Source organism: Mesorhizobium sp. M0166, assembly GCF_040322255.1.
GTDB lineage: Bacteria > Pseudomonadota > Alphaproteobacteria > Rhizobiales > Rhizobiaceae > Mesorhizobium.
Map to the genome: position 1 here is coordinate 16,137 of NZ_JAMYTD010000046.1, position 19,193 is coordinate 35,329.

The window sequence follows — 19,193 nt, forward strand, 5'->3', positions numbered from 1 at the left end:
CCGCTCAACCCCTCTCGAATGTGATCAGGCCGCATTGACTGCGGTGCACTCAAAACCCCTTGCGGCAAAGAGTTTCAAGATCCGCTTTCGCTATTCCCTCTAGGACGAGCGCGGGAAGAATATCGTTATCCCGCTTGAGATCGCGGCCATATGCCGCCGATAATATGGAAATTCCGGATTCGTGGAGGACCGCTGGGGTTCCGCTGATCTTCCCCAGAACGGCGGTCGGCAGCAGTCCGAACGGTACATCCTCGAGGATATAGCGGCTCTCGATAGTTGTCGGGCCAAAGCCACCGCGGCCACGGCGGTCCATCTCTTGGTTCATCTCCGAAACAGTGCTCATGGGCACATGGAACGACAATGAAAAATGTTCCTGGACGGTACGCACTGCTATCCCAAAATGGCCAGCGATCGCCAATCGTTCGGCGTCCAAAGCTTCGATAAAGCGGCCAACAGCCGGCGTGATGTTTCCGCCCTGGCTCCATTGCTCGGCTTTTTCCATGCGCGTCAGATTGAGAAGGGCAATTCCCAGATGGTTCTGCGGATTGAGGTTGCTGAGCGCGATAGCGAGCAGACCATCGCGCTTGACGAAACGATCGCCGAACAAGATCGTGCAAAGTTCGTGTCCTTGATCCTGGTAACTGAAAGGCAGCGTCGCGACATCAAGCTTCTGACGGATGGTGGTGACATGGACTTCGGTTGGTCCAAGCTGGCGACCGGTCAAGAGCGTTGTGCCCCAAACGACGATCGGCAAACTGACCTTTCGCTCCGCCAACCGGTTTGAGAGATACAGCGCCCCGAACGAACTATGCGAACTGATGATGACCGGGATTCCATCAATCAGATGAGGAACGGCGGCATCCATCACCATCTTGTGGGCGTACGCCGGAAGCGCAATCACCACCACGTCCGCGTTGACAATGGCATCTTTGCAATCCTTGGCAATGCGCACCGGCACCGTTGCCTCGATATCCCCCGTCGCTTTCAACAATTCGCCAGCAGCCAGCGCCTTGGTGCGCTGTCCCGACGGTGACCAAAGCATTGGCGAATGTCCCGATCCCGCCAAATACGCGCCAAGACCATAAGCAATAGCTCCAGCGCCCAGAATACTCACGCGCATAATATTCCTCCTGTTGCAGGCTTTTTGGTCCGAGAATCCTCGCCATCCTCACCTGAACGTTTTCCATCAAGAGGCTTCGCAAGTTGGAGCCGCATCTGCCGTCCTTGTCCACCTCCGCCAAGGACTCCGGCTCTAAAGCCGCCCAAACGCACAAAGCCGTAACGAACATTAGTTTCCGCTTGACATATATCAAAAACGAATGAGACGATGTCAATCATACGAATTGCACATGAAGGGAGAGCATGGAAACCCGCGACCTTCAGACCTTCCTTGCGGTTGCTGCCAGCGGCAGCATCACCAAGGCGGCTGACATGCTCGGGCGCTCCCAGCCTGCGGTGACACGCACCATTCAGGATCTCGAGGCCGAGCTTGGCTTCGAATTGTTGCACCGGATCGGTCGACGGGTGCAGTTATCCGAGGAAGGAGTGGCGTTCGAGGAGGAAGCTCGACGCCTGCTGATGTCCTTCACCGAACTGGCGGCGCGAGCCAAGATGATCGCCGCCGGCAGGGGAAGGATCCTGCAGATTGTCACAACCTCTGCGATCGGCACCGGCTTGATCCCGACGGCCCTGGCTGAGCTCCAAGGTGCCGAGCTTCCGCACGAGACGCATCTCGGGCAGTTTCTTCCCTCGATCGTCGCCCAGGAAGTGCGCAGCGGACGTGCCGAGATCGGGTTTTCAAGCCTGCCGCTTGATACGCCCGGTCTGGATGTCCTGCGGCTCTATTCGGCGCCCGATGTTGCAGCCGTGCGGGAGGACGATCCGCTGGCTGAACTTGATGTCATACCACTTTCCGCTTTTGCCGGCCGCCGCGTCGCCACGTTGCTCAATCCGCTGCGTTTTCAGTTGCATGTCTCCAAGGCATTGGCGGCCAGGGGCATCGACACCGGCCCAGTAATCCGGACGAATACTGCCTATGGCGCGTTGCAGCTTGTGCGCCGGACTGGTGTCGCGGCTGTCATCGACCCCCTCACCGCCTATGGCGTAGCCTTGCCTGGGGTCGCCATTCGCCCGATCGACGTAACCGTTCTCTTTTATTGGGGTGTTGTGGCTGCAGCAAACCGTCACCTTCGTCCAGTCGCGCAGGCGCTGATGGATGCGGTCGAGGCGGTGGCTGAACGGTCGATCGTCGGCTTCAAGAAACTCGATCCGGCCTTGGCCGGCCAATTGGTGACCGATCCTGCATCCGGCACAAATCACGGAACGGGAATATGAAGCATACGCCCACCGCGCCAATCTCGACAGGTCTTGCCGCGCTGGAAGCGCAGCTTGCGCAGGATCTCGACTTTCTCGAACTGCCCGCCAAGCCATGGGTTCCCGCGCGTCCGCACAATGGCACGCCTGTCCGTGACGTCGTGGTGATTGGCGCCGGCATGTGCGGACTTGCTGCCATGGCAAAGCTGGTGCTGACCGGGATCACCAACGTCGTCGCCTACGACGCGGCTCCGGCCGGGCGCGAGGGACCATGGGTAACGTTTGCCCGCATGCAAACGCTCCGGTCACCGAAGACGCTTCACGGTCCGTCGCTCGGGCTGCCGCGGCTGACGTTCCGCGCCTGGTTCACGGCACAGTGGGGGTCCGAGGCCTGGCAGTCGCTGGACAAAATTCCCAAGGGCCAGTGGATGGATTACCTGGTCTGGTACCGCAAGGTTCTTGCTCTGCCGGTGCGCAACGGCGTGCGCATGACTGGTGTCGCACCCGTTGGTGATCTGATCGCGATCGATATCGAGGGCGCGGAAACCGGCCGGGTTCTGACCCGCCATCTCGTTCTGGCCACTGGTCGCTCCGGTCTCGGCGGCTTTGCCGTACCCGATTTCCTCAAAGGAATCGATCGCGCCTATTGGGCCCATTCGGCCGACGACATCGATTTCGACGCGCTGAAAGGCAAGCGCGTGGCGGTTATCGGCGCCGGCGCCTCTTCCATGGACAATGCCGCGACGGCACTCGAGGCGGGCGCCGGCTCAGTGGACATGTTGATCCGGCGCAAGGAAATGCCGCGCATCAACAAGCTGACCGGCATCGGCAGTCCGGGTGTTGTCCTCGGCATGCATCAATTGCCCGATGCCTGGAAGTGGAAGTTCTTCGACTACACCGCCTCGACCCAGACGCCGCCGCCGCGCTCATCGACGCTTCGCGTGTCTCGCCACCCCAATGCCCGGTTCTTTCTCGACTGCGGCATCGTCGCGGTCATGGAAGATGCGGGAGGCCTGCTGATTGAAACCACGCAAGGACCAATACGCTACGATTTTCTGATCGCGGCAACCGGCTTTTCAAACGACTTCAAAGGCCGTCCGGAATTCGCAGCCCTAGCACCACATATCCGCATCTGGTCGGATGGCCGATATACGCCGGATATGGGGCCGGCACGTGCAGGCATGTCGGACGCACCGGATCTTGGTCCCGCCTTCGAATTTCGCGAACGTGTCCCCGGTTCCTGCCCGATGCTGGCGCACATCCACTGCTTCAACGACGCCGCCATGCTGACCCACGGCAAGGTCTCCGGCGATATCCCAGCCGTCAGCGCGGGTGCCGACCGTCTGGTCCGCGGCATTGCCGCGTCGCTGTTTGCCGAAGATGTCGAAACCCACTTCGCCAATCTGATCGCTTACGACACGCCCGAACTTCTGGGCGACGAATGGGTGGATTCAACACCCTTGCTACAAAAGGAGGCCGCCCTGTGATCGACGCGATGGACAAGGCCGCCGGTCTTTCACCGGATGATGCCCTTTTCGCCGCACGGCGGTTTCGGCCCGAATTCGTGCAAGGGGCGGAGGAATGTCGCCTCTCCGTCCTGCAGCCGGCAAACGATCAGGGGCTGGCGCCGAATTTGAGGGTTGCCCTGGCCCGTCGCATGGCCGCTCTGAATGACGATCCCGTCCTGATGGCCGAATATGATGTGCAGCTGGCTCAGCTTGGTCCGACTGAGCAGCTTCTGGCACTGGCCCAGGGGGAAACGGATTTGAATGAACCTCTCGCAACCATCGTCCGTCATGTCGACCTGATCACGCTGACGCCGAAAATGGCGGAAGCGAGCCATATCGCCCTCCTCGCCAAGGCTGGATTGAACAATCCTCAGATCGTCGCACTCTCCGAACTGATTGCCTTCGTCAACTTCCAAACGCGGGTGGCGACAGGCTTGCGCCTGATGAGGTCGAAATGATTTCCTCGGTTCGTCTGAAGCCATTGAATTGGCACCCCTACATCGCACCGGTCGAGCTATCGGAGGCCACGCCGGAACAGCTCGAAGCGATGAAGGTTACGCCCTCTGCGAAGAAGGTTTCGGAATATGTGCGCACCCTTGTGCATGACCCAGAGAGCTACCTTGCCCGCACTGTTCTGTTCAACGCCATCATGTATGTCGAAGGCGGACTTGTCCGTCCTGACCGCGAACTTGGTGCACTGGGCGCCTCGATCGTCAATGGCTGCAAATTCTGTGCCGTCGTTCACGCCCGCAGGCATTCAGAGTTGACCAAGAGCGACGAAGTCGTCACCGCGCTGTATCTCGACAAACCCGAAAAGCTTGGGCCGCGCGATGCGGCAATCTACAGTTTTGCCCGCCGCCTGTCGGCGGCGCCGTCGGAAGCGACGGCAGACGATATCGCGGCGCTTCGATCAGTCGGCATGGATGACCGCGAGATCATCGACCTGATCCACGCCATATCGATCTTCGGCTGGGCAAACCGGCTGATGCACGTTCTAGGCCATGCGGAGAGCGGGTGATGATGTCGCATGCGGTCAAGGCACTCCGTCTCACACTGTGAAGGGCACCAACCAGAAATGCTTGAACTCAAAGATGTAAAGCTGTCTTACGGAAGCACGCAGGTCCTGAACGGCGTCAATCTCTCGGTAAAGCGAGGTGACGTGGTGTCGATCATCGGCCCCAGCGGCACCGGCAAGACCACGCTGCTGAAATGCATCAACTACCTGGCCAAGCCGTCATCCGGAACCATCGCCTTCGATCAGATTCGGATGGATTACCAGCGCGCCGACAAGGCCGCCGTCCAGGCGATCCGGCTCCGGACAGCGATGGTCTTTCAGCAATTCAACGTCTTCAAGAACATGACGGTCCTCCAGAACGTGATGGATCCCCTGGTTGTCGTGCAGCGCAAGTCCACGGACGAGGCGCGCGAGATCGCCCTGCGGGAACTCGAGCGGGTCGGCCTCTCCCCGAAACGAGACAGCTATCCCTCCCAGCTTTCGGGCGGTCAGCTTCAGCGCACCGGCATCGCGCGCGCCCTGGCGGTTCGTCCCGACGTGATACTCTTCGATGAGCCTACGTCATCGCTGGATCCCGAACTCGTCGGTGAAGTCCTGAAGGTGATCAAGGATGTCACCTCGTCAGGCATCACTTCGCTGCTTGTGACCCACGAGATGCAATTCGCAAAGAACATCTCGAACCGAATTGTCTTCATGGATCGTGGCGTGGTTGCCGCCGATGGCAGCCCGGCTGAGATCTTCGATGCACCTTCCAGCCCACGCCTTGCTCAATTCCTGCAGTCGGAACTCGCTTTTCAATAGCTCAACAACTCTACAAGAAGGGAACCTAAGAAATGTCTGCAATCACATCCAGTTTGTCCCGCCGCGCTGCCCTGGCTGTTGCCGGCGGCATCGCAATCGCCCTTGCAACCGTGGGGATCAGCCACGGCGAAACGGTCAGGACGATCAAGATCGCGACGTCGGCGGAATCCAAGCCCCTGGCGTGGGGCGCGATAGGCGTCGAGCCGCAGGGCTATGAACCCGATCTCCTGAGGGCGATCAACGCAAAGCTGCCGCAGTACAAGTTCGAGATGGAAGGTGTCTCCGACATCGCGCAGGAAACCGGCCTGGCCACGGGCAAGTACGACATCGCGGTCGGCGGCTACTACAAGTCCCCCGAGCGCGCCAAGCAGTTCTTGATTCCGGAAAATCCAATGGGCGCCAGCCTGATGAAGATCTACAGCAAGAAAGACAGCGGCATCAAGGAGATGAAGGACCTGGTCGGCAAGAGGATCGTTCCGACCACGGCCGGCGGCGGAACCTACAAGTTCATCATGAACTGGCAAAAAGAAAACCCGCAATACAAGCTCGATGTAACGGCATCGAGCGCCGGTATTCCGTACCCGAACCGTCTGGACGAAGTCCAGAACGGCAAGTTCGACGCTCTCGTCCTGCCCTCGAATCTAGGTGAGCAGACCGTCATCGAGGAAAAGAAACTCGATATCGTGGCGTCCGAACCAGTGTTCAGCAACAACACCTACATGCTGATCCACAGATCAGACGAGAACAAGGTTCTGGCCGACGATGTGAACAAGGTTCTCAAGGAATTGAAAGACGACGGCACGATCGAAAAGCTCTCGCAGAAGTGGTTCGGCGAGGGCATCGTCCAGTACATGAAATAGCACGGCCGTCAACGACCATATTCGCTAGTCAGCGGCAAGACTGAATTGCAAGAAGGAGCGTTTCAAGTGGATGTTTCTGCTATGATCCCCGAGTTGCTCTCGGCACTGCCGCTGACGCTCGCCATCACGTTTACGGCCCTCATTACCGGGTTCTGCCTGGCTCTCATTGCGACAACCCTCCGGGTTCGCAGGGTGCCGGTGATCAGTCACCTGGTGGACCTCTACGTGTCCTATGCCCGCAGTGTTCCTGTCGTCCTCCAGTTGTTCGTCGCGTTTTACGGGCTTCCCCTGTTGGTGATCCTATTCGGCGCCAAAGATTTTATCTCGGCGACGATCGCTGCCATGGTGGGGTTGAGCCTCTACCACGGCGGCTATCTGTCAGAAGTCATGCGGCCTGCATACCTGGCCGTCGATCGCGGCCAGCATGACGCGGCCGACAGTCTGGGATACACCTTCCGACAGAAGATCACCCGCGTCGTCGGCCCGCAAGCGGTGCACTTCGCACTGCCGGGCTACGGGAACTCCATCATCTACCTGATCCATAACGTTGCGCTGGTCATGTATATCGGCGCGGCCGACGTCATGGCGACTGCGCATTTGATCATGGAGCGCGACTATAACCAGTACCAGTTCGAAACCTACCTCGTCCTGGCGGTCATCTATTCGCTGATGTGCCTGGTCGCGTGGCTCATCGTGCGCTTCTTCGAGCTTCGCTCACCGATGCAGGCGCCAGAGGCGACGACAACGACTCCGATCAAGAACGAGCTCATCGCCAGCGTCTGACGTAAGGGTATTCGATCATGTTTGACACCGATATTTTGCTCCAAGATACGCAGGAAATTCTGGGCGCCGTACCCGTGACCGTTGGAATGGCGCTCTTGATTTTCGTCCTGTCGACGATAGTCGGCAGCATATTCGCGCTCATCGAATACAGACGGTTGCCGGTGCTGCGAGAGCTCATCATGACTTACAAGATCGTCTTCAAGGGCGTTCCGATGGTCATCGTGATTTTCCTCGCCTATTTCGGTCTGCCGCCCGCATTCCAGTTCCTGTTCTCGTTGCTGGGGATCAACTTCAACGCCCACGAAACCCCCAATTGGGTCATCCTTGTCGTTGCGATTACCGGCTGTGTCGCCGCGTTCCAATCGGAGATTATCAAGGGAGCCCTGAACGCATTCGACACTGGTCAGTCGGATGCCGCCCATTCGCTGGGCTATACGGGCGGCCAACTGTTCCGACGGATCCTCTTTCCCCAGGTGGCCCTGACGGCAATCCCCGACCTGACAACCTCGATGATGGTCATCATGAAGGCGCTTTCCCTCGGGTTCGCCATCGAGGTTGTCGATATCTTCGCCCAGTCCCAATTAACCGCGGCGCTGAATTACTATTACCTCGAAGCGTTCGTGATTGCCGTCGTGATCTACATGGTGATTGCCTATATCGTCACCCAGATTGCCGACCGGCTGGAACGGGCGCTTAGGGTGCGGACGTGAGGCGCATGTGGGATAGGATGGCCAACCTTCGGATATCGAGCCGCACCTGGGAGGCAATTCTTTTGGGTATGAAAAGCTTGCGGAGAAGCCCAAGTAGCCGATGTATGTACCGGTGATTTGAAACTCCGCCTGCGGGTTTTAGATCCGCATTAGGAATGGAGCCAAGGCAGCCAGCCTCCGCCACAACCCTAGCAACGAGATTTGAGAAGATGGTGCGGGTGGTCGGGCTCGAACCGACACTCCTTTCGGAACTGGATTTTGAATCCAGCGCGTCTACCAGTTTCACCACACCCGCATGCAACCACCAAGTCCGTTCGCGGTGTTTGCAAGACCCCCGCGACTCCTATGTGGCTCCTGGGCCGCGTATGTGCCACAAGGTATTCCATGAAGTCCAGAGCGATTTCCCAGCGAAATTCGTGCGTTTTCATTCGCTCACGAGCCGAATGATCCAACCTGGGCATTTGGCACCGACTCCTAGTTCGACCCTCGGTCGCTTCGCATGACCCTAAGGCCGAGTTTGTTTCATGGGCTATTGGCCTCGAGCGGCTGCTCCGGGACTACAAAGTCGCGTCAGGAGCCGCCCTCTCAGAGCAATCTGCAAACGTCGCGATTTGGGGCCGCAAGCAGACGGACCGCTGCGTGCGCCCGCAAAGCGAATAGCCGCTATACAAAAGTCTCGTACTGGCTCTCAGCAACGGATACCGGATCGCTATATCGGCCCCCGGCGTCGGCGCAAACGAGGCTCTAACTTCGTTCGAAACCGTGGTAGCCTTCCGGGCCTCAATCGTCGAAAGATACTGGATCGCGATAGGCCGCGGGCGCCCACGCTTTCGTGCACCTGGACGAGGTCGCTGGACTTGACGTTCCCTTCGTCGAATACGGCTTCCCATGCGGTCAGGCCGACGACGGGTAGCGCCGCGGCCAGCACGAAGTCCAGACGCGTCGGTTTTCCTCGAAACAGACGCCCCGGGGGACCACCTAATGTTCGGCATAGCTGCAGATTCGGCATAGCTGCCCGGATTGCCGGGAAACCCGCCGTCGACATACCGGACTTCGTCTCCGACGCTGATCCCGTCGACTGCCTCGCCGACTTGTTCGACTACGCCGACACCATCGATGCCGAGGATCGTCGGCGATCCGGTTTCGGCATTGGGATTGTGCCTTTGCCCGCTTCTTCTGTTCTGCGGGTCGGCTGGGTTCACGCCGCCCGGACCTTGACGAGCACGTCCGAAGGTCTCTCGACTTTCGGCCTTGCTATCTCGCGAACCTGCAGGAACTCGGGTCCGCCGGGCGCATACATCACCGGCGCCCGCATCGTCTCAGACATTGCGCGCCACGCCACCGCTTTGCTCGATCGCGTTGATCAGCCGATGCAGATTGACGGCGTCTCCGAATGTCGGACTCTGACGGGTGCCGGAAGTCACGTCGGAAGCGAAGAGTTGGTAAAGCTTCCTCACGTTGCCCGTCAGGACGTTCTCGCCGGCGCCGAAGTCTTCGGGTACGGAGATCGGCTGGAGGGTCTCGTCTGCTTGCGCCCCCATAAGCTTGAACCCGCCCAAGCCAACGTAGCCGACGGGGCTCGTCAGCAAAAGGTCGCCCCTGCTGCCGTTGATCTCAACATGGAAATTCGTAGCACGCGACAGTCCGCCGCGGAAATGGCTCGTCACCACGCCGCCTGACGTGAGCTGGCCAGTGAAGGCAATCTGGTCGGCGACGTCGAGCGGAACCACTTCCTTGCTCTCCATCATCCTTATCGTTGGGCGCCGACTGACCAGTGTCCCCGACACGCTGAGGAAGCTCTCGTTGAGTGCGAACAGCAAGGCGTCGATCGTGTGGGCGAACGGCACGTGCAGCATGCTCGCGCCCGTGGACGGATCCAAGGTGTATCGGAAAGCCTCTTCGAGCTCCTCCCCCCAGGTAATACCGGAGCCAATGATCGAGGCCGAGAGCACCTCGCCCAGATAGCCCTCTTTGATCAGGTCGCGCATGTACCGGACAGTCGGATTCGCGCGGGTTTGAAGGCCGATCATTGCCGAGACGCCTTTTTCGGCGGCAAGCGAGTTCATCGTCTCGGCATCACGCAGGTTCATCCCGAGCGGCCATTCGGAAAACACAGACTTTCCCGCTTCGAGTGCCGCAGTCACGAGTTGAAGGTGTTCCGGCACTCTCACGGTGACAACCACCAGGTCGACATCTGGATGGTTCACAAGCTCTTCCGCCGACGAGACCGCGTGCGCGAAACCGAACTTGTCGGCTGACGCCCGCGCCGTTTCGATCCGACGATGGCTCACGGCAGAAAGCTGGAACTGCGGCAAACCTCTCAACGCAGGCACATGGGCGGTCGAGGCCCAACCGCGGTCGGGGTGAACGCCGATGATGCCAACTCTGATCCGTGCACTGGTCATTGGACGCGCTCCTTAGGCGTGATTTCCAGAATGGTCCGACGGAGCTCAAGCTTGGCGATACGCCACTGCCCATCCTCGAATTCCCAGCTTTCATGGTAGTGCCCGTAGCCGTGTATGCTGGCGGGGCGTGTGTCGGCGGTAGGCGGGAAGATGAGACAATCTCCTCCATCGACCAGATCGCGTTCACCTCCGTGTCGGACACCCACTCCATTTCCGATGCAGCAGATGCTTTTCCGCGATCGCCCTCGCCATGGGAGCACCCTGGTCGCCAAGCCCGATGAAACCCACTTGCTGGGTCGTGTCTATCATCTGCATCCTCCCAAAAAGCCGACAGTCATCTCCCACAGCCGTTGCGCGTTGGCGCTGTCGAGCGCGTATGCGGCCACACCCTCCAACCTCAACTGGGGGCGGTTCGGCACGACCGGAGCCTCGGCGCAGTTCTCGAAATACCGTCCGTTCGTTCCCTCGACCAACGGCGAGGCCGCGAGAAGCACCGAGGTGGCAGCGCCCTCCTCGGGTGTCTTGCGAAGGTGCTCGGGCGTACGCAGTCCTCCGGTATGACGCTGGAGGTTGGTCGCGATGGCTCCAGGATTCAGCGCGTTTGATACGATACCGTCATCGACCCATCGATCCTTGATTCCCACGGACAGAAGCGTGCAAGCCGTCTTCGACTGGGCATAAGCCAGAAGCGGGTCGTAGGGTATGAAGTGGAAGTGCGGGTCGTCCCAGAAGACCGGGCCGAACAGGCTGCCACTGGAGCTGACGGAGACGACGCGCGCGCCCTGGGCCTTGGCGAGAGCTCGGCGGAGACCTAGGGTCAGTGCGAAGTGCCCCAGGAAGTTGGTCGCGAACTGCATTTCCCATCCATGGGCAGAGCGTCGCAGCTCCGGCAACGCCATTATACCCGCGTTGTTGACGAGCGCGTGCAGGGGACCTTCCCAGTTGTCAACGAAACGGTCGACGGAGCGCAGGTCCGCGAGATCAAGCTGACGCAACTGGATCGCGGGGTTGCCGGTCTTCACCCGGAGGTCCGTCGCGATTTCCTCAGCGGTTTCACAAGCATGTCGCGGAATTCCTGCAGCTCGGCGCGGTTGCTTACCGGATTTCCGTGGCCTGGGATGATGATCGTCTTGTCGGTCGCCGCGGCCAGGTGGCGGCGGCAGCGCCAGTGCAGGGCTGACCATTTCGAAATCTCGACACGCCCAAACGAGAGCATCCGGTCAGGATAGGTCCGGGGCTGCCAGTGGAACCGTGTCCGCCCCAAGGAGGGGATAGACATGATCACGAGGACAGCCGTGACAAAGCCCACAACGACGAGACGGGAAGTCCTGATCGGAACCGGAGCCGTCGCTCTGACCACGACGCTGCCTCTGGAGGCCTTGGCTGCCACGGCGTCATCGAACTCAACCAGTGCAACCATTGAAGATGGGACTGAGACCATGAACAGCATCAAGGCGAAAGACGGCGCGCAGATTTTCTACAAAGATTGGGGCACCGGTCAGCCGATCGTGTTCCACCATGGGTGGCCGCTGAGCGGCGACGACGGTTTCAGCAGAGACATCGTGGGCTAACATGAGATCGGCGTGACGGCGGGCACCCCGGAAGTCGCCCATGCAGAACAGGGTCATGCTGAGCATTCGGTCACCGATGAACCGATCGAGTCCGCTTTGGGCGAGCGCCACGAAACGTTCGGCGTTTCCCAGCGACGCCTTGTAGTCACCCATGCCCACTTGTGCGACCCACAAGCCCCAAAGAGCCTCCGCTTGAGCGTCGACGTCGCCCAACTCCTCGGATATCTCCAACGCCTTGGCGAAAGCGGCCGGAGCTTGTGGCGCGAAGCCGATCTTGAACGCTTGGGAGAGCCCGAGCGCACTGTAGAGCTGCATGATCTGACGAGCGTACTCGTTTCTTCGCTTTCCCGGGTCGATGCCTAGCAGCGCGCGCTGGACACTGGTCAGGCATTCGTCGACCAGAGAAAGCTGGTACCACATCGGAATGGCGGCGACGGTGACCGCGAGGCCAACTTCGATATCGCCGTGCCCCGAGTAGGCCCAATCCAGAACGAAGCGCACGTTGTTGATGTGCAGAGCATACCTCAAAAGCCATTCTTCCCTCGGCAGAGTTTCGACCTCCTCCTGCGAATGCTCGAGGACATCGCATAAATAGCTCGCGAGTTGCCGCGTGACGGCATCGAGTTCTCCTTCCTCCCGCACCTTGTCCAGAACAAAGGCCCGTGTCGTGTCGAGAAGACGGTACCGCGCGGCCTTGCCTCGAGCGTCTACCGCCACCAGGGATTTGGCGACGAGGTCAGCGAGATGACCCGGCACATCGCGTTCCGCGGCATCCGGGCCGGTTGCGACGGCGACTGCCGCCTCCCGCCCGAAGTCTCCTGAGAACATTGCGAGCCGGCGCAGAACCCTCTGCTCACCTTTCGATAGCGCCCCGTAGCTCCAGTCGATCATCGCTGCCAGGGTTTGATGGCGGGGGAGAGCGGCACGCCGACCACCCGTCAGCAGCCGCAGACGGTCATTCAGAAGCTCCGCGATACCGCGCGTGCCAAAGGCCTCCACCCGCGCTGCGGCGAGCTCGATCGCGAGGGCGATCCCATCTAGCTGGCGGCATATATGCGTGACCACAGGAGCTTCGTCGTCATTGAACGAATACTCGCTCCCGGAAGAGGTCGCCCGCTCGACGAACAGTCGAATGGCGGGATATTCCAACGCGTCGGCGGCAGTCAGGCCGGCCGCGGAAGGCGGCATGTCGAGAGGGGGGAGCCTGTAGACGCTTTCGCCCTCCACCCGCAACGCCTCGCGGCTGGTGGCAAGGATGGTAATTTCTGGCGCTTCCCGGAGCAAGGCCTCCGCCAGACGGGCAGTGGCTTCGAGAACGAGTTCGCAACTGTCGAGCACGAGCAGCATATGTTTCCCGCGAAGGTGCCCGATGAGGCTCGCGGTCGGATCCCCCGATGTCTCCGGAAGGCGAAGCTGTGACGCCAGGACTGAAGGGACGAGTTGGGAGTTCGTTATTGGGGCCAGGTCCACGAAGCAAAGGCCATGTTCATGCGATGACAACAATTGTTCTGCCACGCGAAAGCCCACGGTTGTCTTGCCTATGCCACCTGGGCCGACAATTGTGACCATACGGAACCGTTGAAATCGCCCTTCGACGATCTTGATCGCTTCGTCACGTCCGATGGGGTGCGTCAGCTGTCTTGGAAGATTGTTCGGGGCCGTTGTCGTCTGGGGCTCGTGTTCAACATGAGAGCGGGTGAGAGGAGCAATGAACCGATAGCCTCTTGATGGAACGGCGACGATGTATCGCGGAGCGGCTTGATCGTCGCCGAGCACCCTGCGGAGCAATGCAATCTGAGCTCTGAGATTCGACTCCTCCACCGTGGCGTTGGGCCAGGCTCTCGCGGTCAATTCATCCTTCGTTACCAGTTCGCCCGCCTGCTCGGTTAACGCGATGAGTATTTCGAGCGCGCGGGAGCCGATCGTTACGGGCTCAGCATCCTTGAGCAGAAGATGTCGCCCCGGATACAGCAGGAATGAACCAAACGTGATCGCGACATCTGCCGCAGCGGTTGCCTTTGGGAAAGCTTGCCCTTGCATTCTATCCTTCGCTGGTAACGGAGCATTATCGGCCCGGAATATGGAGTGAAGCTGCGAACCAAGGGCGAGTGTGCCAGAGTCGAGTTGCTGGCGACCGAATGATTTCTCGATTCTCCAAGTAATATACGATCCCGACGTAAGGGGTCATCCATCTATTTTTGTGGGAGTCATATTGCTCTACTTTGGCGGGGACCGACCCCCAAGGGTCAAGCATGGTGTCTCAGGTTCTTGCGATGTCCAATCCAGTCAGCCTTGCGCTCGCGCGCCACAACCTCTCGGCCCTCTCGGGATCGATCGCATAGGGACGCACCCCAAATCCCTCGCTGGGCTCTACGCGTGCGACGTCACAATTCTCGCAATAGACCCCGCCTATTGAGTCCAACACAGGAGCGGTGGCACTCCAGACTGTCGTCGCCGCGCCTTGTTCCACGGTTTTCATATCCTCGCCGGATCGATTATGGGGGACCCATCCGGAGCGACAGCACCGAAAGCGTCGAATTCGGACCGGGTCAGATGACGAATGCCGGGTGTCATTATCATTCCGGGGTGTACGGAGAGGGCGCTAACGCCGTGACGGCGTCCACGGGTGTCGAGCGCAACCGCGAAAAGCGCGTTCGCAGTTTTCGATTGGCCGTAGGCCATCCATTTATCATAGGGACGTCGTACAAAATCGAGGTCGTCGAAATCGACATCACACATCTGATGGCCTCGGGATGAGAGAACAACCACTCGAGATCTTTCCGCTGCAAGTAATGCTGGCCATAGCAGTGCCGTCAGCCGAAAATGTCCGAGGTAGTTGATGGAGAAATGGCCCTCGTGACCATCTTCATCGCGGAACAGCGGCCTCGCCATCACGCCCGCATTTAGGACCAGAAGATCAAGTCTGCTTTGTCGCTCGAGAAAAGCCGTGGCGAAGGCTTTGATAGAGACGTCATTGATTAGGTCAACGGGCCAAACCTCAACCCCGTCAATCCCCTTCAAAGCGGCTCGCGCGCCGATAGGGTCGATCGCTGGTACGCAGATGCTAGCGCCGCATCCTGCCAGCACTCTGACGGTCTCCAGGCCCAGCCCGGAGGAACCACCAGTCACCAATGCAACCCGCCCGGCAAGGTCCACGCCACGTGCCACTTCCTCCGCGGTCACGGCAGGTCCAAAAGGGGTATGAAGCGGGGTTTGCAATTCTCCCATTTTTGTTTCCCCAGTCGATCCCGCTCGATGCTCAACGCAGATACCCTAGTAGCGGTTTTCCCGCGCGATGTCGTCAAGGGCCGCTTGGCGATAGGATAGATGCCCTGTCCTACCAGGCGTACTCACACATTTTGTGTTCTTTGGCCATTCGCACAGCAGCGCCATGAGGTGCTGGGCGTTGCGGCGCGGTCGTCCCCGTGACAGGTAACGAGAATTGGAAGATAGCGCCGTGAGGACCGGCCGCCGTCGCCCATAGCTTTCCCCGTGTGCTTCGACGATAGTCCGGCAGACGCCATCTCGATCCTCTCAGCGATCTACCTTGCCGGTCTCCCATTCGTCGCATTGTCACCGGAGACTGCAAACCAACCGCTGCCAGCGTAACCTTTGCTCCGCCTGAAGAGAGGCCTTCCGCAGCAGCATCAGTGAGACTCTATTCAAGCTCAATAAAGCGAGGTTGGCCCAATGAATGAACGCATCCAGGAAAGGTGGCCGGATATACCGTACGGTCCTTGGCGCAGCACGTGTTCCGCGTTGCATCTTTATAGTCAGATCATAGGGAAATATCGGCTCGCCCGCTCAGCGTGGGTGAACCATTCCTGGCATGCAACCCTCTACACTGACGCTCGCGGTTTCACGACCGGGCTAGTGCCAGATGGACCAGGCGGCATCGAATTGAGCCTCGATCTGATCAACCATGAAGTGGTCGGACGAGCAACCGATGGGCGCATTGCCCGGTTCCCGCTTGAGCCGATGTCGGTCGCCTTCTTTCACCGGCGCGCGTTGGATCTCATTCGTACTCTCGGTGGGACACCGGAGTTCCATGGCAGGCCGAATGAGATTCCGCAGGCTATTCCGTTCGCCGAAGACAGGATGGAACGCCCCTACGATGCCGATGCTGTGACACGGTTCTTCAGGGCATGTGTGGCAGTGACGAACGTGCTCCAGATCTTCCGTACGGCGTATCTCGGCAAGGTCAGTCCGGTGCATCTCTTCTGGGGAAGTTTTGACATTGCCGTGACACGTTTCTCCGGTCGACAGGCGCCCTCACATCCAGGCGGTATTCCGGCCCTGCCCGATGAAATCACCCGCGAGGCCTACAGCCACGAAGTCTCGTCAGCTGGCTTCTGGCCAGGTGGGGGTGCAATCGATTTTCCCGCGTTCTATTCCTATGCATACCCAATGCCGACCGGTTTTTCAGCTGCAAGAATTTCTCCCGAAGCCGCATATTACGATGAAAACCTCGGAGAATTTCTGCTGCCCTATGATGCGGTCCGGCTTGCCAACAATCCAGAACACACGCTCATGACCTTTTTGGAAAGCACGTATGGCGCCGCTGCTGAACTCGGTGATTGGGACAGGACTGCGCTCGAGTGCAAGGTTGGTAAACCTCGACAACCTCGGCCCATGTGAGACACAGAGGTTCGACTTAACTGATGACTTTTCCCGACTACGATTGTCGTCGTTCCGGGCGAACTGGGGCCGAGAACAGACCGCCAGCTTCGGTCTGCGGATCGTGCAGAGCGGACATTTAGGTTGGGCCCGGACATCGTCGTGACCTGACCCAAACGAGCCATTCCGGCAGGCAAGCTCGAATGTCTCGAATGTGGTGAATACGACATTGACAAAACCTCAGCCGTCGATGAAAGCGCGGGAAGAAGGGATTTGCTGAGCGCCGGTGAGGTCGGTTTCCTTTCAGAACAACTGATACTATGATCCTGCGGGGCCAGGCCAACAATGGACCGCAAGCTTGCCGCGATTCTCGCCGCCGATGTCGTGGGCTATTCGGCTCTGATGGAGCGCGATGAGGCCAGCACGTTCGAGCGCCTTCGCGCCGGACGCAAGGAACTGTTTGAGCCCGAAATTGCACGCCACCACGGCCGTATCTTCAAGCTGATGGGCGACGGGATGTTGGCCGAATTCGGCAGTGTCATCGATGCCGTCGAATGTGCGGCGTCGCTGCAGCGCGGGCTTGGCGAGCGCAACGCTTCGCTTCCCGAAACCGAGCAGATTCACGTGCGGATCGGCATCAACCTCGGCGAGGTGATCGTCGAGGGCGAGGACCGGTATGGTGACGGGGTCAACATCGCAGCCAGGCTTCAGCAACTGGCGGAGCCCGGCGGCATCTGCCTGTCGGGAAAAGTGGCCAAGGAGGTGGAGAGGAAACTGGCTTTCGCCTTCGAGCCGATGGGCGAGCAGAGGGTCAAAAACATTGCCCTACCAGTTCAGACCTATCGCGTGGTGCTTGATCCAGCGGCAGCGGGCACGACCCTCAAAGCTCGCCGCCGGCCGCGCGCCTGGCGCCTTCCGGTAGCGGCGGCTGTTCTCATCCTGGCCCTCGGCCTTGCCGCGGCATGGTGGCAGCCGTGGGAGAGGCCTGCGCAACCTGCTGCGCCCGCGGCCAGCGAGGCGGTAGATGCCCGGCCGTCGCTCGTAGTCCTGCCCTTCGACAATCTCAGCGACGACAAGGAACAGGAATATCTCGCCAACGGCTTCACCGAGGACCTGACGACCGAACTGGCGCGCGTGCCCGGCCTTTTCGTCCTCTCCCGCAACGCGGCCTTTGCCTACAAGGACAAGGACACGAAGCCTGCGGAGATTGCTGCGGCATTGGGCGTCCGCTATCTGCTGGAAGGCTCGATTCGCCGCGTCGGCGACAACATGCGCATCAATGCGCAACTGATCGACAGCTCGACATCCGGACATCTCTGGGCGGAGCGCTTCGACGGCCGGTGGGCGGACGTGTTCGCGCTGCAGGACAAGGTCGTCGGCAGCATTGCCGGCGCGCTCCAGCTCCGCCTGGTGAGCGTCGCGCCGGCCGCCCGCGTGGGAGGCACAAACAATCCCGAGGCCTATGATGTCTATCTCAAAGGGATGGACATCTATAACCGCATCAACACCCCCGAGGAGTTTGCGCAGGCTGTGAAGCATTTCCAGCACGCGGTGCAACTCGACCCCGATTTCGGCGCGGCTCATGCCCAACTCGCCTGGGCCTATTGGGACGCGGACATCGACCGGGCCGTGGTGATGGGGCTCACGCGAGCCGAGGCCTATGACAAAGTCCACGAAACCCTGAAGCTCGCCGCCCGACATCCTTCGCCGGGTTATTATCAACTGGTCGCCGAGTTGATGATCAGGGAGCACAACTCGGACGAAGCAGTCACCGTTCTTCTGAAATCGGTGGCGCTCGATCCTAGCGATACCTGGAATTATCTCTCGCTGGCCAATGCCCTGAATTTCAACGGCCGGCCGAAGGAAGCGCTGAGCTATCTCGATGCGGCTGCGCGCGTCGACCCGATCTCGTGGATGGACTACAGGCGCTACCAGGCCGGACTGGCCGAGTTCGGTCAAGGGAAATTCGAGGGCGCGGTTCGCTCCATCGAGAAGATGGACCTTGCTTCGCCCGATTCACCGGCCAACTTCTATGCCCTGCAAGTCCTTGTTTCGGCCTATGGGCATCTTGGGCGCACCGACCAGGCCGCGGCCGCCTTGGAAATGTTTAGGAAGGCTGTTGCGCACAGAATGGAATACGGGGAGAGCCAGTTGATCACCCAGGACTACATGGTGTTCAAGAATGTGGCCGATATCGAACGCCTTTTGGCCGGCCTGACCAAGGCAGGTGTGCCCGATCTGCCGGCATTGGCAAGGGCAGGCATGAATCCGAAGGACCGGCTCACAGGCGCGGAAATAAGGTCTCTCATGTTCGGCCACGAAACGCGCGGAAAATTGGCGTTTGACAAGTTCCTGCCTATGCAGCGCACGACCTCCGTCGACGGCGCCGTCAGCGAGACCATTGGCCAAAGGACCCACTCAGGAACCTCGTGGGTGCAAGGCAATTTCTTGTGCAATGCCTTTCCGGTAGAGCTGACAAGCTGTGGAGCAATTTATCGCAATGTGTTCAGGACGCCGGGGCGCGACGACGAATACAAGGCCGTTTACCGCTGGGACCAGTTCGAATTTTCGGTCGTCAAGTGAACTCCCAAATGCCGCAAAGGCCGAAAG

At 59.7% G+C, this 19,193-nt stretch carries 15 protein-coding genes, 1 tRNA gene and 4 pseudogenes; 10 read left to right on the plus strand and 10 right to left on the minus strand.

The genetic code is table 11. The features are described 5' to 3' along the window. Window positions 1–49: 49 nt before the first annotated feature. Window positions 50–1,120 (minus strand): NAD/NADP octopine/nopaline dehydrogenase family protein, encoded by a 1,071-nt coding sequence (locus NKJ46_RS29725; protein WP_352670084.1) that lies wholly within the window; start codon window positions 1,118–1,120, stop codon window positions 50–52. 242 nt (window positions 1,121–1,362) lie between these two features. On the opposite strand from NKJ46_RS29725, the gene NKJ46_RS29730 reads away from it, so the two are divergent. From NKJ46_RS29730 to NKJ46_RS29765, 8 genes are all read left to right on the plus strand, one after another. Then, entirely contained in the window at window positions 1,363–2,334 is a 972-nt protein-coding gene (locus NKJ46_RS29730) for a LysR family transcriptional regulator (protein ID WP_352670086.1), read from the plus strand. After that, entirely contained in the window at window positions 2,331–3,800 is a 1,470-nt protein-coding gene (locus NKJ46_RS29735; protein WP_352670089.1) for an NAD(P)-binding domain-containing protein, read from the plus strand. The genes NKJ46_RS29730 and NKJ46_RS29735 overlap by 4 nt, the downstream gene beginning before the upstream one ends. 8 nt (window positions 3,801–3,808) lie before the next feature. Beyond that, a complete protein-coding gene (locus NKJ46_RS29740; RefSeq protein WP_352670090.1) occupies window positions 3,809–4,279 on the plus strand; it encodes a CMD domain-containing protein in 471 nt (156 codons plus the stop codon). Further along, window positions 4,276–4,839, plus strand: a complete 564-nt coding sequence (locus tag NKJ46_RS29745) for a peroxidase-related enzyme (protein WP_352670092.1) — start codon at window positions 4,276–4,278, stop codon at window positions 4,837–4,839. The genes NKJ46_RS29740 and NKJ46_RS29745 overlap by 4 nt, the downstream gene beginning before the upstream one ends. 57 nt (window positions 4,840–4,896) lie before the next feature. Further along, on the plus strand, window positions 4,897–5,637 hold the full coding sequence (locus tag NKJ46_RS29750) for an amino acid ABC transporter ATP-binding protein (protein WP_352670143.1): 741 nt from the start codon (window positions 4,897–4,899) through the stop codon (window positions 5,635–5,637). A gap of 32 nt (window positions 5,638–5,669) precedes the next feature. Then, window positions 5,670–6,497: a transporter substrate-binding domain-containing protein gene (locus NKJ46_RS29755; RefSeq protein WP_352670094.1), complete on the plus strand. Its 828-nt coding sequence runs from the start codon at window positions 5,670–5,672 to the stop codon at window positions 6,495–6,497. Window positions 6,498–6,563: 66 nt separating this feature from the next. Next, the gene (locus NKJ46_RS29760) at window positions 6,564–7,280 is read left to right on the plus strand and encodes an amino acid ABC transporter permease (protein ID WP_352670097.1); all 717 of its coding nucleotides are present in this window, start codon (window positions 6,564–6,566) and stop codon (window positions 7,278–7,280) included. Between the two features lie 17 nt (window positions 7,281–7,297). Further along, window positions 7,298–7,990, plus strand: a complete 693-nt coding sequence (locus NKJ46_RS29765; protein WP_352670100.1) for an amino acid ABC transporter permease — start codon at window positions 7,298–7,300, stop codon at window positions 7,988–7,990. Between the two features lie 210 nt (window positions 7,991–8,200). Here NKJ46_RS29765 and NKJ46_RS29770 read toward each other — a convergent pair. The 9 genes and pseudogenes from NKJ46_RS29770 to NKJ46_RS29815 all read right to left on the minus strand — a co-directional run bounded on the left by NKJ46_RS29770 (window position 8,201) and on the right by NKJ46_RS29815 (window position 15,194). After that, window positions 8,201–8,285: transfer RNA gene (locus NKJ46_RS29770), tRNA-Leu, on the minus strand. A 262-nt stretch (window positions 8,286–8,547) separates the two neighbouring features. Further along, a complete protein-coding gene (locus tag NKJ46_RS29775; protein ID WP_352670103.1) occupies window positions 8,548–9,192 on the minus strand; it encodes an alcohol dehydrogenase catalytic domain-containing protein in 645 nt (214 codons plus the stop codon). Next, complete coding sequence (locus NKJ46_RS29780; RefSeq protein WP_352670106.1) at window positions 9,189–9,317, minus strand: hypothetical protein; 129 nt, start codon at window positions 9,315–9,317, stop codon at window positions 9,189–9,191. The genes NKJ46_RS29775 and NKJ46_RS29780 overlap by 4 nt, the downstream gene beginning before the upstream one ends. Next, window positions 9,310–10,395 carry a Gfo/Idh/MocA family protein gene (locus NKJ46_RS29785; RefSeq protein ID WP_352670109.1) on the minus strand — a complete coding sequence of 362 codons (1,086 nt, stop codon included), beginning with the start codon at window positions 10,393–10,395 and terminating at the stop codon, window positions 9,310–9,312. The genes NKJ46_RS29780 and NKJ46_RS29785 overlap by 8 nt, the downstream gene beginning before the upstream one ends. Continuing rightward, window positions 10,392–10,585 (minus strand): annotated as a pseudogene (locus NKJ46_RS29790) (nuclear transport factor 2 family protein); the annotation flags it as partial. The pseudogene NKJ46_RS29790 and the gene NKJ46_RS29785, both read right to left, overlap by 4 nt. 115 nt (window positions 10,586–10,700) lie before the next feature. Next, a pseudogene (locus NKJ46_RS29795) lies at window positions 10,701–11,447 on the minus strand (SDR family NAD(P)-dependent oxidoreductase); the annotation flags it as partial. Between the two features lie 2 nt (window positions 11,448–11,449). Continuing rightward, window positions 11,450–11,548, minus strand: a pseudogene (locus NKJ46_RS29800) (MBL fold metallo-hydrolase); the annotation flags it as partial. 250 nt (window positions 11,549–11,798) lie between these two features. Next, entirely contained in the window at window positions 11,799–14,006 is a 2,208-nt protein-coding gene (locus NKJ46_RS34885; protein WP_502903479.1) for an ATP-binding protein, read from the minus strand. 220 nt (window positions 14,007–14,226) lie between these two features. Beyond that, window positions 14,227–15,194, minus strand: a pseudogene (locus tag NKJ46_RS29815) (SDR family NAD(P)-dependent oxidoreductase). Window positions 15,195–15,656: 462 nt separating this feature from the next. Here NKJ46_RS29815 and NKJ46_RS29820 point away from each other — a divergent pair. Together NKJ46_RS29820 and NKJ46_RS29825 are read left to right on the plus strand one after the other, a co-directional pair. Continuing rightward, window positions 15,657–16,604 carry a DUF5996 family protein gene (locus NKJ46_RS29820; protein WP_352670112.1) on the plus strand — a complete coding sequence of 316 codons (948 nt, stop codon included), beginning with the start codon at window positions 15,657–15,659 and terminating at the stop codon, window positions 16,602–16,604. Between the two features lie 324 nt (window positions 16,605–16,928). Beyond that, window positions 16,929–19,166: an adenylate/guanylate cyclase domain-containing protein gene (locus NKJ46_RS29825; RefSeq protein WP_352670115.1), complete on the plus strand. Its 2,238-nt coding sequence runs from the start codon at window positions 16,929–16,931 to the stop codon at window positions 19,164–19,166. Window positions 19,167–19,193: the final 27 nt, after the last annotated feature.